Genomic DNA, 14656 nt, shown 5'->3' with positions numbered 1-14656 from the left:
TAAATTATGCCCCGTGCCGGTTTCCGGTACGGGGCTTTTTTGTGTTTGAAATAACAACTTGCTATATTGCCGCCCCAACCTGTTGCTCCCCCTTTAGGGGGCTGGGGGGATCAACCATGAAGCGCCTCTTATCAAACCTAACATTCCAGGTACTTATCGCTATAGCCCTTGGGGTAGTAGCTGGCTTATATGTCAAAGGATTTGCCCCCACTGCTGAGCTCATCAGTAAAACATTCATTAGCCTGATCACTATGCTGATTGCGCCTATCATATTTTTAACTATTGTGCTGGGCATTGCCGGCATGAGCGATATGAAAAAGGTTGGCAGGGTAGGCGGCAAGGCTTTGCTGTATTTTGAGATCGTGACCACGTTTGCGCTTATCATTGGTGTTACTGTGGCCAATATCATTAAGCCCGGTGCCGGCTTTGAAAACCATGCCGCTAAAATGGATACCGGCAAACTGGCTGTATATGAAAAAGCGGCCGCTGAAATGCACTGGGGCGATTTCATTGCCCATATTGTTCCCTCCAATATGTTTAAAGCTTTTGCTGAAGGCGATATTTTACAGATCCTGTTTTTTGCGATCCTATTTGGCTTTGGATTAAGCCGCATGGGCAAAAGTGGCGAAGCTGTTATCGTGCTGTTTGATAAACTCTCGAAAGTGTTTTTTAACATCATGAAGATAGTGATGAAGGTAGCACCAATCGGTGCGTTTGCCGGGATGGCGTTCACAGTAAGTAAATACGGGATCCAAACATTGAAGCCGCTGGCCCTGCTGATGGGTTCGGTTTACTTGACCATGTTCCTGTTCATATTTGTGGTATTGAATATCATTTGCAGGTTGTTCAAATTTAGTCTTTGGGAATACCTGAAGTATATCAGGCAGGAGATATTGATTGTGCTGGGCACCTCCTCGTCCGAATCGGCATTGCCGGCCATGATGGAGAAGATGGAGAAGTTTGGGTGTTCTAAATCGGTAGTGGGTTTGGTGATCCCTACGGGGTATTCTTTTAATCTGGATGGCACTACCATTTACTTATCCATGTGTGTTATATTTTTGGCACAGGTGTTCAATATCCCGCTTTCGCTGGGGCAGGAGCTAACGATCATCGGCATATTGATGATCACTTCAAAAGGTGCGGCAGGCGTAACCGGCAGCGGTTTTATTGTGCTTACCAGTACGCTAACAGCCATTAAAATTATTCCGGTGGAAGGTTTGGCGATATTAATAGGTGTCGACAGGTTTATGTCGGAAGCGCGGGCTATAACCAATGTGATAGGTAATGGCGTGGCAACAATTGTGATAGCGAAGAGCGAGGGGGAGTTTAGGCCACAGGAATGATTTCGGATTTGGGATTTTCGAATTCGGATTTTTTTTTGAGGATTACATTAGTTGATTTTTGATTCAGCGATTTTGTCTGAACTCGAATTAAACGAATTTTTGAAATTTATTGAATTTGCTTTTCATTCTGTTAATTCACTTAATTCTTTTAATTCGAGTTCAGACAGTAACCATCTTTGCGCCTTCGTGCCTTCGCGTTACGCAACCGGATATCATACCCCAACCCGTCAAAAGTCACTTTTATGTTAACATATAAATTTAGATTGCAATAGGGTTTGACATTCGGGCAAAAACTTTAGCTTTGCCGTACTAAAACGAAAAAACCAATGAGTGTACTCGTAAATAAAGATTCAAAAGTTATTGTACAAGGTTTCACCGGTAAAGAGGGTTCATACCATGCCGAGCAAATGATTGCTTATGGCACTCAGTTAGTTGGTGGTGTTACACCAGGTAAAGGTGGCCAAAGCCATTTAGACAGGCCGGTTTTTAACACGGTTAAAGATGCCGTAGTTGCAACAGGTGCTGATGTATCCATCATTTTTGTACCTCCTGCTTTTGGCGCTGATGCCATTATGGAAGCTGCCGAAGCCGGTATCAAGGTTATTGTTTGTATCACCGAAGGTATCCCTACAAAGGATATGATTGCGGTTAAAGAATATCTTACCGATAAGGATGCACGCCTGATTGGTCCTAACTGCCCGGGTATCATCACTGCCGATGAAAGTAAAATCGGTATCATGCCCGGCTTTATCTTCAAAAAGGGTAATGTTGGTGTGGTTTCAAAATCAGGTACTTTAACTTACGAAGCGGTTGACCAGGTTGTTAAAGCCGGTTTGGGTATCACTACAGCTATCGGTATCGGTGGCGACCCGATCATTGGTACGCCAACCAAAGAAGCTGTTGAATTATTAATGAACGATCCGGATACTCATGGTATCATCATGATTGGCGAAATCGGCGGAAATATGGAAGCTGACGCTGCCCGTTGGATCAAAGCAAACGGTAGTAAACCGGTTGTTGGCTTTATTGCAGGTCAAACAGCGCCTCCGGGTCGTCGTATGGGCCACGCAGGTGCTATTGTTGGCGGTGCCGATGATACTGCTGCTGCCAAAATGAAGATCATGGCCGAGTGCGGCATCCGCGTGGTTGAGTCACCAGCCGAAATTGGTGCTGCCATGGCTGAAGAATTGGCTAAGTTAGCTTAAAGCTAAAGGCTGAAAGCCGAAAGAAAAAGCTTTATAATATTTGAGAATCCCGGTCATGGTTTGGCCGGGATTTTTTGTTTAACGTCTAATAAAATTATGTCATTGTGAGGAGCAAAACGGGTATGAGCCCCCGGGTGCGACGTGGCAATCGCATGTTATCAAGAGTGACTCAGCTTCCGTGCGGTTGCCACGCTGCGCTCGAAATGACATAGTTTTTGAACTTGTGCTCGTTTGCAACGTGCGTTTATAGCTTTAAGCTTTCGGCATTTCGCTTTTAGCTCCTATATAAATCAGGTCTTCTGTTTTTTCTTTTTAGCGGCCGGGAAAAGCACATTGTTCAATATCAGCCTGTAGCCGGGTGAATTGGGGTGAAGCTTCAAATCTGTCGGTGGATCATTTACCGCATGCTGGTAATCTTCAGGGTCGTGACCGCCGTAAAATGTCCATTGGCCTTTGCCGTATTCACCGTGAATGTAGCGGGCTTCGTTGGCGGTTTTCATTTCGCCCATGATGGTAACACCGGGTTTGAGCATGCTTTTATTGTAGGCCGTGGTTAGGCCCATAAATCCTTTAATCACCTTGTCATGATCCTGCGTAAGCATGCTGGGCACCACATCCCATTTGGCCGAAAAATCAAACAGTGTGAAGAAATCACGTGTACGATCAACCTGGCGGGTAGTAGTTACATCAATATTGCTGAATGAATGTGATATGGGGTTCATATCCAGCGTGAAATTCTGAAAGGCGAAAGTCTGGCTGAAATCGAGTTTGGATTGTGCATCCTGGTCGGCAGCATCACCATCGAACATGCGTTCGCAGATGTCGGTGTTTGCGGCGGATAATGCAATATCAAAAGTATCGGTACCTGAGCACATGGCAAACAGGAAACCACCGCCGGCACAAAAATCACGAATGTTTTGCGCTACGGCCAGTTTCATTTTTGACACCTTGCTAAAGCCCAGTTTATGGGCCATGGCCTCCTGGATCTTGATATCGTCGGTATACCATTGTGCGTAACGGAAAGCGCCGTAGAACTTGCTGTACTGGCCGGTAAAATCCTCGTGGTGCAAGTGTAGCCAATCGTACTTGGGCAGTTCGCCATGGATCACTTCTTCATCGTACACCAGGTCGTACGGAATTTCGGCATATTTTAAAACAAGGGTAACGGCATCATCCCATGGGAGTTTGTTTTTGGGCGAGTAAACTGCCATCCGGGGCGCTTTCTCCAGTTTAACCAAGTCCATATTTACCGATGGATCACTTACCTCGGTAATAATCTCATTCGCTTTGGCATCGGCAATAACCTCATAGCTTACCCCGCGGATCTTGCACTCTTCTTCAACTTTCTGGCCGTATTTCAGCATAAAGCTTCCTCCGCGATAGTTGAGCAGCCAGTCGACTTCCTCGCCGTTTTTGAGCACCCAAAAGGCTATTCCGTATGATTTGAGATGATCTTTTTGCTCATCATCCATGGGGATTAAGATAGATGCGGCTTTTGATGTTAAAGGTAAAAGGTAAAAGGCGAAAGGTAAAAGGAACTTTAACTTTATAATTAAAAGACGAAATGTAACAAGTGAAAAGTTATTGCCTGATGAATTATCCACGATCCTTGATGATTTGTTTACTGCCGGGTTATCAAATGTAACGAATAAACAGCTAATGTATTTTAACCATTTTTAACACATCAGGGCTTCGGGTATCGGGCAGGTTGTTTTAGTTTTATGCTGCTGTTAAATCCAGGCCTTAAATGAGCTTATCTGTTATCATTAGAAATATTTTCCTTGCGTCTGTATTGTTAATATCCTGTTTGCCTGCGCATGCCCAAAGCGGTAGTGCAGGGATGCGACTTAATCGGGATGTATTAATTAAAAAGCTTACAGAAGCTGATAAAGACCTTGTTTTTAAACAAGATACAGATATTAGCCTGCTGCCTAATTTTGTAGCTGTTGATGCCAACGGAAGCCGGGCCCAGCTAATTGGTAAGCCTGATGAACTGATGATTGTAAAGTGGACCTACGTTTTCAAGGCTGATGAAAAAGTAAATCTCATCGAACTGCAAAAACTGGCCTGGTTTGCCAATACATTGGGAGACCAGGAAGGGCTCGACTGTTTTTTTGCGCAATTGGCCGAATTGGGCAAAGATTATAAAAGACCAGTTACGGAAATCAAGATCTTTGATTCGAAAAGAAAAGGGGAGATCAGTTACTCGCCTAAAGAAAAGACTTTTACCATGACATTTACGCCCTGGTAATTAATAATTCTTGCAAACCTTTCGCGTTTTACCTTTCAGTTTTTACCTTTTTCTTTAATCCTCAATTTTATTACCTTTGCCAACTGTTTTCTAAAAAAACAAAAAAATGAGCAAAGCAATAATCAAAACCGAAAAAGGTGACATGACCGTAGAATTTTACGATCAGGATGCCCCTAATACCGTTGCTAACTTTAAAAAATTAGCAAAATCAAACTTTTACGATAACGTGATCTTTCACCGTGTTATCCCTAATTTTATGGTTCAGGGTGGCGACCCAACAGGAACTGGTGCTGGTGGCGCTGGTTACAAAATTGATTGCGAGCTAACCGGCGACAATCAATATCATGACCGCGGTGTGCTTTCAATGGCTCACGCTGGCCGTAACACAGGCAGCTCACAGTTTTTCATTTGCCACAACCGTACAAATACTGCTCACCTTGACCGTAATCATACCGTTTTTGGTAAAGTGATCGAGAATGTTGACGTTGTTGACGCTATCCGTCAGGGAGACAAAATTTTAGGTATCGAAGTTATAGAGGATTAAGTGAATTTTGATGAGGTGAGTGGTTTATCGGTTAAATGAGATAGATCACTCACTCAATCAACCTGACCAATAAAAATATATGAATTTACAGGGAATTGTATCAGTATCGGGAAAACCGGGTTTATGGAGAGCTTTGGCACAAAACAAAACCGGCTATGTGCTGGAAAGTTTAGATGCGCAAAAAACAAAGCTGATAGCCAACCTTTCAACCGCCAAATTAGCAGCTTTAAGCGAGATCACCATTTTTGGTGTAGAAGACGATATCAGGTTAACTGATGTGCTTGAACGCATGAAAACAGCATCAAACGTACCTGATGTTAAAGCCGACGGAAAAGCATTACGCACTTTCTTTTACGAAGTAGCACCTGATCATGATGAAGAAAAAGTTTACTCATCAGATATTAAAAAGGTAATAGCCTGGTTCCAGATATTAAAACCGCTTCCAATTTTTGAAGAGGYCGATCCAACCCAGGCACCTGCTCCGGTTGCAGAAGAACCAGTTGCCGAAACAGTAACTGCTGAACCGGAAGCCGAACCTGCTCCAAAAGCAAAAGCTAAAAAAGCCACAAAAAAAGCCGAATAATCGGCTTTTTTTGTGAAATAACGCCGCTTATTTGTAACTAAAAATTAGTTGCAAATAAGCGGCGTTATTATTAGCTTTATATTTTACTTCAACGGTTGAAGGAATTGCCCATAGATATGTAGAAAGGGGATTATTATGATAAATAAAAAAGCATTAACGAAAGACAATGTCAAGACAAGAAAAACTAATCGTTCGTCTACTATCTGTCCCTAAAGATTTTACGTGGGATGAGTTGGTCAAAGTATTAAATTCATTTGGATACGAAGAGTTAAAGGGTGGGAAAACCGGAGGATCAAGAAGGCCGTTTGTTGACGGAGATAAGAATATTATAACGCTTCATAAACCCCATCCTGCCAATATTGTAAAGGGTTATGCAATAAAGGAAATTATCGAACATTTAAAGCTGAAAGGGCATTTAAAAGATGAATGATATCATACAGTATAAGAACTACTACGGATCGGTGCATTTTAGCGCTGATGATGAAGTGTTTTATGGTAAAGTTTTAGGAATCAGCGATTTGGTTAACTTTGAAGGCTCATCGGTAAAAGAGCTTAAAGCTGCATTTGAAGAGGCGGTTGAAGATTATATTGATACTTGTAATACTATTGGTAAATTGCCTGATAAAACTTACAAAGGCACATTTAACGTTCGCGTCCCTTCAACCCTGCATAAAGAAGCATCAGTATTTGCTGCAATTAACAATATCACATTAAACGAGTTTGTTAAAATGGCAATGCATTTCGCGCTTCAGCGCAAGGAGCAGATCATCAAAAAATCTGCTGAAAATGATAACGAAATGATAGGAATAGCATAAAACAAAGAAAGCCGAATAATCGGCTTTTTTTGTTTAGTGATCCATTTTTACTTCGTAGCTAAATAATTAGGATTGGGAATAAAATCTCCTTCAATTACTCCTTTTGAATTCACCTTCCATGCACCTTTGATAGCTTGTGGCGGCACGTTTGCATCATGCTCAAAGGCGGCATCTATTTCATACACCCAACCATTAGGATGATTCAACGCTTCTTTTATTGCGCCGGACGCTGGCTTTATTTTTAAAAATGGTGCTTCCTCTTGAGCAATGTTGTCGGCGCGGACTGGCTTAGTGGCAAACAGATCCTTTAATTTAGGCATCCATCGCATCATAAACTATAACCTTTTCCCAAAGGTGGCTGCAATTTTTGATGAACTCCAGGTGGATGGGGTGGGTTTGATAGGTTGCCTGTCCGGCCAGGTCGCTGAAGAACATCAGTTCGGATACCGCCCATGAATTATCAACCACATCGCGTTTTTCGGTGCTGGCTACAATGCCCACACGTAGTTTGCGTACGGTTTCAATTTTAGCAAGGGTTTTAACGCCTGCTACCAGTTTGTCGCGGTCTTCTGTTGAGCCTGGGTTTTTAAGCCAGAAAAATACATGGTGAACTATTGGCCATTCTTCTTTTTGCTCCTTCAGTGATATTGCTGATGCGGTAACTGTGCCAGCAGCCAATGCGGCAGTTGTGGCTATGAATTTTCTTCTGGTTGATTTCATAAGAGGTTAAATAATCGCCTTTAAGGTAGCAAGAAATTATAAATAATCATCAATACGTAGTTCCTTAGGGGTAACCGAAGATATCAGCAAGGCACTCCTCAATATCTTCTCTCATGGCGTCATAATTAGATGGACAATTGGCCACGTGTTCCTTAAACCGGTACATGAATATCGGTATAAACCAAAGAATCCTTATAATATCCCGATCTATATGCTGGTCATTATCGAAATCCAGCTTTGACAAAGCAGTTTTAAGCTCATTATATTTATCCTGATCAAAAATGCCTTCTTTCAATTTACCCAGAAAGCCATCTAATCCCCAACTTTCGTCAATTTTGTTTATGGCCAACAAATCTTCAATATTCATATCAAAACACGTCTAAAACATAAAGAAGCCCAATAATAGGTACCACATTAAAGAATATCACGAGGCCGATATTTTGATCCTGCGTCTCTCTTTTTGCATAGCGGGACAGGAATATAAGGAAAGCTATATAATAGATGAACGGAAATACGAATATTACGGCTAAAAGCAGTCCGGCAGGACCAATAAGCTGGCCCCAGCCTGTTATAATTGGCCATACTACCATCCCGATAATCTCCAGGATGGTAATTACAGAAAGTACTTTTAAAGTTTTGGCTTTGCTCATTTTCAGGTAATGTTTACCATAAAAATAAACAAACCCGGGCTTTTAAGAAATAGAATAGAGCAACAAACTTAAAAATTACAAACACTCCGGTTGCTTGCATTCCTCTTCGGAAAACTCAGGCTCAAAAGTACTATGGCTGATATCCAGATGTTCTAAACGGTGGCGAAGGTCATGTTTAATATTGTCAAAATCGCCTATTGATTCAGGGTTGATCACCAGGTGTGCAGTGAGGGCATTTTCAGTAGTGCTGAGCGCCCAAACGTGCATATGGTGTACATCAACTACACCTTTGGCTTTTTTAAGCTCGGCTTTGATCTTATCCAGGTCCATTTCGGCAGGTACGCCGTCCATTTCCAAACGCAGACTGGCCGTAAGCAGGCTCCAGGTGCCCCGCAGTATCACAAAACCTATTATAAGGCTCACTACGCTATCAATCCAGTATAGTTTGGTAAAGTATATGATGAGGCCGGATATCACCACGCCAAAGGACACTATGGCATCAACAGCCATGTGCAGGTAAGCGCCTTTTACGTTGAGGTCGGTATCTTTATCTTTAACAAATAGCCAGGCCGTAAAAGCATTAATGCCAATGCCTATAAAAGCAACCCAGGCCATTGTTCCGCCCGATACTGTTTCGGGGGTCATGAAGCGCATTACCGCCTCATAAATAATGAAGCCAACAGCAACGAATAATATTACCGCATTGAAAAAGGATACAATAATGGTTGAACGTTTGTAACCGTAAGTATATTGACTGTTAGCGCTTACTTTGGTGAGCTTAAAAGCAAGCAGCGCCAAGGCAAGTGAGGCTACGTCGCTCAGGTTATGGCCGGCATCAGTTAATAAAGATAAAGAGTGGGTGATGAAGCCTGTAATGGCCTCAACCACAACAAACACCGAGTTAAGCACAATACCCCATATAAAAGCCGAATTTAAATGATCGAGCTTGGGGGCATGGTCATGGTGATGGTGCCCATGCCCGTGCGAATGTGAGTGTGAATGATCGTGACCTGCTGACATTTAGCAAAGGTAGGTAAAGATTTTAGATGTGCAGATTTTAGATATGCAGATTCATTTGTTATTCATTTTCTGAACCTTGATTAACTTAATTTCATGATTTCATAAATTTGGTTCTGAGGATGAACTATCAAGGCAATCCTAAAATCCTAAAAATCATGGTTCAGATTATTCATGATGATAAGGCTCCCCCTTCATAATAGTATACGCCCTGTACAGCTGCTCCACAAAGAACAAGCGCACCATTTGGTGCGAAAAGGTCATGCGCGAAAGGGAGATCTTGTCATTAGCCCGCTGATAAACGGAATTGTCAAAGCCATAAGGCCCGCCTATAATGAATATCAAATTGGCCGACGTGGTAACTTCCTTTTTATTAATGTAAGCTGCAAACTGGGTTGAGGTAAATTCGGAGCCTTTCTCATCCATTAATATCACAAAATCAAGCTGGGTGATTTTTTTCAGGATCAGCTCGGCTTCTTTAGCTTTTTGCTGCTCCGGGCTTAGGGCTTTGGTGTTTTTAAGCTCGGGGATTTCGGCAAGCTCCAGTTTGGTGTAGTGTTTTAGCCGTTTTACATATTTATCTATGCCTTCCTTCAGGTAGGCATCCTCAGTTTTTCCAACGGTAAGGAACGTGATCTTCATATCTGAAACAAATAAACGTTTATTTAAAATATATGTGTTTATTTTGGTTGAATTTATCTGCACATGGAACAAACAATTATAACCGACTATACCCAACGGGCAAACCTCGCCGCTACCGAAGCCACAAAATATAAAAGCCTCGCCAATGCCTATTCGCTGCTCCGGCTTGGCCTTTTCGCCATGGTAGCTGTAACTATAGGCATCGCCATCCATTACGACAATTTCAGCATCATTGCCATCGCTTTTGTATTGCTGGTTTTTGCCTTTGCCTGGCTGGTATCGCGCCAAAGCGCTTTTGAAAAACAAAAACAGTACTATGACGACCTGCAGCGGGTAAATGAAAACGAAATAAGCAGTATCCAAACCCACAGCAATATTTACAATGATGGTGCACGTTATGGTAACGATAAACACTTTTACACTTCCGATCTGGATATCTACGGCAACGCGTCGTTATATCAGTTCATCAACCGTACAGCTACCACGCCGGGTAATAACAAATTAGCCAGTTGGCTCAATGCCCCGGCAAACAAGCAAACTGTATTGCAGCGGCAGGAAGCAGTTAAGGAAATTGCCGCAACGAACAGCTGGAAGCTTGATCTGCAAACGCGGCTCATTTTTGCTATAAAACAGGATGTGAACCAGCTTAAAAATCTGTTCAAATACCTGCATATCCCGCTTGATATGCCCGGCGAAAAATGGCTCGCTACTTATACCAAAGTGGCTCCTTACCTATTTACAGCTTTGCTGATAGCGGCTTATTTTTATCCCCTGGCCAAATTGGCGGCAATTGTTGTTGGCTTGTTTAATATGGGTGTGGTATTTTCAAAAGCGGCCTATATCCGCAAAGCCGATCTTATTGCTGGTAAAATAGGCGACACTTTAGCCAACTATGCCGACGTGTTTAAGTGTATTGAAGATCAGCAATGGCAGGCCTCCTATAACAGTACATTAGCGCAGCAGCTAAAAACCAGTAAAACATCGGCCAAAATAAAAGAGCTTGGGCAACTCATTAACAAACTTAATTATCACCTTAACGTTATTATAGGTTTTGTGCTCAACCTGTTTTTTTTATGGGATATCCGCCAGATCATCGCCATTGAAAACTGGAAGCGCCAAAACCAGGACAGTCTTGAAGCCGCATTTGATGTTATTGCCGAATTTGAATCGCTGGTGAGCCTGGCCGGTTTAGCGGTAAATTACCCGGACTGGAGCTTCCCCGTTATTGACGACAGACCGGGCTATACGCTTACTGCCAAAGCCATTGCCCACCCGCTTATTGATGCTACCAAACGTATCGAAAATGACTATGAGCTGGATAATACTTTTAAAGTCGATATCATCACCGGATCAAATATGGCCGGCAAAAGTACTTTTTTACGCACAGTGGGCATTAATACCGTGCTGGCTTTAAGTGGTGCGCCTGTCTGCGCCAAAAGCATGCAGGTTTCTGTGATTACCATGATCAGCTATATGCGGATCAAAGATTCGCTCAATGAGAGTACTTCAACCTTTAAGGCTGAACTCGACCGCCTGCAAATGCTGTTGGCTGCAGTTGAAAACGAGCCGAAAGTATTTTTCCTGATAGATGAGATGCTGCGGGGTACCAACTCAGTTGATAAATACCTGGGATCAAAAGCAGTTATAGAGCAGCTGATCCGCAAAAATGCGGTAGGCATGGTGGCTACTCATGATTTGCAAATCGCCCAGCTCGAAAGTAAATACCCTGATTATGTGCGCAACTTTTATTTTGATATCCAGGTAGTGAGTGGCGAAATGCTATTTGACTACAAGATCAAACATGGTGAGTGCAAAACGTTTAACGCCTCGTTACTGCTTAAGCAGATTGGGATTGAGGTGGACGCGGAGTAGCCTGAACAAGAGTTTGTCTGAACTGGAATTTGTTGAATTATGTGAATGAACAGAATTTTAACATTCAATAAATTCCACAAATTCGTTTAATTCGAGTTCAGACAATAAAAAAAGCCGGAAGCATTTATGCTTCCGGCTTTTTTTGTTTTTCTTGATTCCTGACTCTAAAAGTCTTGACTCCTAAAACTATCTGCCTCCTGTAGGTGAGCCGCCGGCACCCTGATCGCCTTGTTTCATGTCGTCGTTGTTAACACCTTTTTTCTGTTGTTGAGGGTTGCTGAAGCTCAATTTACCAAAGCTGTAGCTAAACGTAATACCGAACGAACGGAACGGGAACGCAAATTTGCTGCTTTGTGTAAACGTTGGCGTTGTTATATCGGTGTTAAAGTTTTTGTAAGTGTTGAATGGCTCAATCGCATTAACACCCAATGCAAGTTTCTTTTGCATAAACTGTTTTTTAAAGCCGAAGCCCATAATGCTAAAGGATGGATTAGAGCCCTGAATGGTACGGCGTGCCGAGTTTTGAACGGCAAAAGCCTCAGCTATAAAGTTGCTTGGCAGCGTAAGCTGAGCACTTAAAAACGCGTTGTACTGTACATATGTATTGGTTTGTGTTTGCTGATGTGTAAATTGATCAATAGCGGTTGGCTTATAGGTATAAGCGTTGATCTGGCCGCGGATGGTCAGGATCTTGAACGGAGTTACCGAACCAAAAAAGCTTGCGCCGTATGAGTTGTTTACACCAATGTTTTGATAAGTAGTTAAAGTGGCGTTCTGATCACCGTTAGGTGGCAGGTTTTCAACTATACCCTCAATCAGGCCTGATGTATGTTTATAATAAGCCGAAAGATTAATTACCGACGATTTTATAAATGTATTGTAACCCAATTCAATAGTTTGCGATATTTCGGGAGACAGATCCGGGTTACCAACTGTTTGTGCCGTGATATTGCTCCTGTTAACAAAAGGGTTCAAAAACTGTAAACTTGGGCGGGTTATGCGCTTGCTATACGATAGTTTAATTGTTTGGGTAGATGTAAGGGCCTTTTGAATAGTTAAGCTCGGAATAAACGTATTGTAATTTTGATCAAAAGGACTAAGATTTTGAGCGCTGTTGATGGGCTCACCATGGATATCCGTATTTTCAAGCCTTGCACCGGTCATGATGGAGTAGCCTTTTGGCAGGGTGAAGGTTAACACTGAATAGCCGGCCCAAACGGTTTGGTTATAGTTATACTTGTTTGAATTTGGATCGCTGAATACAAAACCGCCGTTGTCGTCTGGTACAAAATAATCGGAGATACTTTTTATCCTTCTGATGATATTTTTACCACCAGCTTCCAATTTAAGTACTTTGCTTATAGGCAAGGTATAGTCTGCTTGTATGGTATACTCGTTATTTTTACCATTGATATTATTTTGCAGGGAGTCAAACACTGCAGAGTATAAGTTGGTATAATCGGTTACAATCTTACTGTGGCTCCATTGTGCCGACAGGTCCAGTTCATGACCTTCTTTTTTAAACTTGTGTGTGTAATCAACGTTCCAGTCAAAACCGCCAAAGCTGTTGTGGCCACGGCCATCAGATGTGTATGACTGATCGAGCGCATGGTTAAAATAATAAGTTTGGTTAGTTGTTGATAATGAATGCGGGTCAAAACCACCCTGGTTTAAGCGAACGGAAGTACGTAAGTTGTTGAACGCGTTAAAATCATAACCAGCCGAAACCGAACCTATTACGCCATGGCGTTTAACGCGGCTGGTTCCTGTAGATGTTTGCTCATAGTGTTTGGTAGGATCGTTGTAATTGAAGTTCTGATCGCTTGAGGTGAGCGAAGTTTGCGGCCAAGTTGCGTTACCACCGGCATTTGCCGATAAGCTAAACCTGTTATGATTATAGTTAATATTGGCATTGCCATTGTTTTGGCGTGTACCAATACCACCGCTAACTGAACCGCTGATGCCCGAGACATTTTTTTGCTTAGTAATAATGTTCAGGATACCTGCCGAACCTTCTGCATCATATTTGGCCGATGGTGAAGTAACCACTTCTATGCTTTTGATCTGGTCGGCAGGGATGGTTTTCAATACATCCGATAAGCTGGCCGATGTTGCGCCTGATGGTTTGCCATTGATCAATACGCGCACGTTCTGGTCGCCGCGGATGGATACGTTGCCATTTAAGTCAACCGCTACCAATGGCACTTTCTGTAATACGTCGGTAGCGTTACCGCCAACAGAAGTAAGGTCTTTCTCGGCGTTATAAACTATCTTATCGATCTTGTTTTCAATCAGTGCAGCCTGGCCAACTACCGAAACTTCTTTAAGCGCGTGTGAGCTTGGAGCTAACAGAACCTGACCAAGCTTAGCATCTGGTTTTGATGGGGTAGTAGTTACCTGATCAATAAATTTAGTTGGGTAACCTATAAAGGAGATAGCGAGCTTATACACGCCTGGCTTTATATTGTCCAATTTAAAGTTACCTTTTTCATCGGTTACAACTCCGGTAATTGGCGATTTGCCGCCGCTTCGGTATAAACCAACCGAGGCATAGTCCATTGGTTTTTTTGTAAGCGAATCAATGATAGTGCCTGATATTCTGCCTGTTGTAGTGGGTCCGCCGCCGCCCACACCAAACTGGGCCTGAGCCGATAACGCGAAGCAGAATAATGCAATAAGTATGTAAAAACGTTTCATTTAGTGTTATTTTGGTAATTGGAGGCGAAATTACCTTAAATGTTACACGCTGAATTTTTATTTTCTTACAATTAGTGCATTTGTAATGTATAAGTTACACTATCATGATGTAAACCGTGGATTTTACAATAAACGTTTAAACGAGTGTTTACAATGGTGTGACAAAGGGGGGATTATCAACAAAAAACGTCATTGCGGGGCAAGAAGCAATCCCGGATTAGCAGAGCGACTATAAAGTTCGCCCTGTATAGTTTGGGATTGCTTCTTGCCCCGCAATGACGGTGGTAAGATCACATTTTCTCTTGAGAATGTGCCTT

16 protein-coding genes are annotated in these 14656 nt (G+C 42.5%); 8 read left to right on the top strand and 8 right to left on the bottom strand.

Annotation, left to right across the window (positions count from 1 at the left end):
• Window positions 1-116: 116 nt before the first annotated feature.
• Together dctA and sucD are read left to right on the top strand one after the other, a co-directional pair.
• Window positions 117-1343, top strand: coding sequence for a C4-dicarboxylate transporter DctA (gene dctA / locus AC1DUD_RS14390; RefSeq protein WP_477375450.1), 1227 nt, complete (start codon window positions 117-119; stop codon window positions 1341-1343).
• Between the two features lie 326 nt (window positions 1344-1669).
• Window positions 1670-2548 (top strand): succinate--CoA ligase subunit alpha, encoded by an 879-nt coding sequence (gene sucD / locus AC1DUD_RS14385; RefSeq protein WP_477375448.1) that lies wholly within the window; start codon window positions 1670-1672, stop codon window positions 2546-2548.
• Between the two features lie 290 nt (window positions 2549-2838).
• On the opposite strand, the gene AC1DUD_RS14380 is transcribed toward sucD, so the two are convergent.
• Complete coding sequence (locus AC1DUD_RS14380) at window positions 2839-4020, bottom strand: asparagine synthetase B (protein WP_477375446.1); 1182 nt, start codon at window positions 4018-4020, stop codon at window positions 2839-2841.
• A gap of 275 nt (window positions 4021-4295) precedes the next feature.
• Between AC1DUD_RS14380 and AC1DUD_RS14375 the strand changes: the two genes are divergently transcribed.
• The 5 genes from AC1DUD_RS14375 (at window position 4296) to AC1DUD_RS14355 (ending at window position 6741) form a co-directional block, all read left to right on the top strand.
• Window positions 4296-4799, top strand: coding sequence for a hypothetical protein (locus AC1DUD_RS14375; RefSeq protein WP_477375444.1), 504 nt, complete (start codon window positions 4296-4298; stop codon window positions 4797-4799).
• A gap of 106 nt (window positions 4800-4905) precedes the next feature.
• Window positions 4906-5343 (top strand): peptidylprolyl isomerase, encoded by a 438-nt coding sequence (locus tag AC1DUD_RS14370; protein WP_477375442.1) that lies wholly within the window; start codon window positions 4906-4908, stop codon window positions 5341-5343.
• Window positions 5344-5422: 79 nt separating this feature from the next.
• Window positions 5423-5926 carry a DUF5606 family protein gene (locus tag AC1DUD_RS14365; protein ID WP_477375440.1) on the top strand — a complete coding sequence of 168 codons (504 nt, stop codon included), beginning with the start codon at window positions 5423-5425 and terminating at the stop codon, window positions 5924-5926.
• Window positions 5927-6092: 166 nt separating this feature from the next.
• On the top strand, window positions 6093-6356 hold the full coding sequence (locus tag AC1DUD_RS14360; protein WP_477375438.1) for a type II toxin-antitoxin system HicA family toxin: 264 nt from the start codon (window positions 6093-6095) through the stop codon (window positions 6354-6356).
• A complete protein-coding gene (locus AC1DUD_RS14355; RefSeq protein ID WP_477375436.1) occupies window positions 6349-6741 on the top strand; it encodes a type II toxin-antitoxin system HicB family antitoxin in 393 nt (130 codons plus the stop codon). The genes AC1DUD_RS14360 and AC1DUD_RS14355 overlap by 8 nt, the downstream gene beginning before the upstream one ends.
• Before the next feature lie 47 nt (window positions 6742-6788).
• On the opposite strand, the gene AC1DUD_RS14350 is transcribed toward AC1DUD_RS14355, so the two are convergent.
• From AC1DUD_RS14350 to rlmH, 6 genes are all read right to left on the bottom strand, one after another.
• Window positions 6789-7061: a hypothetical protein gene (locus AC1DUD_RS14350; RefSeq protein WP_477375434.1), complete on the bottom strand. Its 273-nt coding sequence runs from the start codon at window positions 7059-7061 to the stop codon at window positions 6789-6791.
• Window positions 7054-7461 (bottom strand): Dabb family protein, encoded by a 408-nt coding sequence (locus tag AC1DUD_RS14345; protein WP_477375432.1) that lies wholly within the window; start codon window positions 7459-7461, stop codon window positions 7054-7056. Before AC1DUD_RS14345 ends, AC1DUD_RS14350 begins: the two co-directional genes overlap by 8 nt.
• 64 nt (window positions 7462-7525) lie before the next feature.
• Complete coding sequence (locus AC1DUD_RS14340; protein WP_477375430.1) at window positions 7526-7828, bottom strand: hypothetical protein; 303 nt, start codon at window positions 7826-7828, stop codon at window positions 7526-7528.
• A gap of 1 nt (window position 7829) precedes the next feature.
• Window positions 7830-8111: a hypothetical protein gene (locus AC1DUD_RS14335; RefSeq protein ID WP_477375428.1), complete on the bottom strand. Its 282-nt coding sequence runs from the start codon at window positions 8109-8111 to the stop codon at window positions 7830-7832.
• 75 nt (window positions 8112-8186) lie between these two features.
• Window positions 8187-9131 (bottom strand): cation diffusion facilitator family transporter, encoded by a 945-nt coding sequence (locus AC1DUD_RS14330; RefSeq protein WP_477375426.1) that lies wholly within the window; start codon window positions 9129-9131, stop codon window positions 8187-8189.
• 165 nt (window positions 9132-9296) lie between these two features.
• Entirely contained in the window at window positions 9297-9770 is a 474-nt protein-coding gene (gene rlmH, locus AC1DUD_RS14325; protein WP_477375424.1) for a 23S rRNA (pseudouridine(1915)-N(3))-methyltransferase RlmH, read from the bottom strand.
• A 63-nt stretch (window positions 9771-9833) separates the two neighbouring features.
• Here rlmH and AC1DUD_RS14320 point away from each other — a divergent pair, with 63 nt between their 5' ends.
• A complete protein-coding gene (locus tag AC1DUD_RS14320) occupies window positions 9834-11642 on the top strand; it encodes a MutS-related protein (protein WP_477375422.1) in 1809 nt (602 codons plus the stop codon).
• 186 nt (window positions 11643-11828) lie between these two features.
• On the opposite strand, the gene AC1DUD_RS14315 is transcribed toward AC1DUD_RS14320, so the two are convergent.
• Window positions 11829-14339, bottom strand: a complete 2511-nt coding sequence (locus tag AC1DUD_RS14315; RefSeq protein ID WP_477375420.1) for a TonB-dependent receptor — start codon at window positions 14337-14339, stop codon at window positions 11829-11831.
• Window positions 14340-14656 lie beyond the last annotated feature (317 nt).

The organism is Mucilaginibacter sp. P4_A11 (assembly GCF_056402535.1).
The sequence above is the reverse complement of the archived record's forward strand: the minus strand, read 5'-3'. Positions and strand labels throughout refer to the sequence as shown.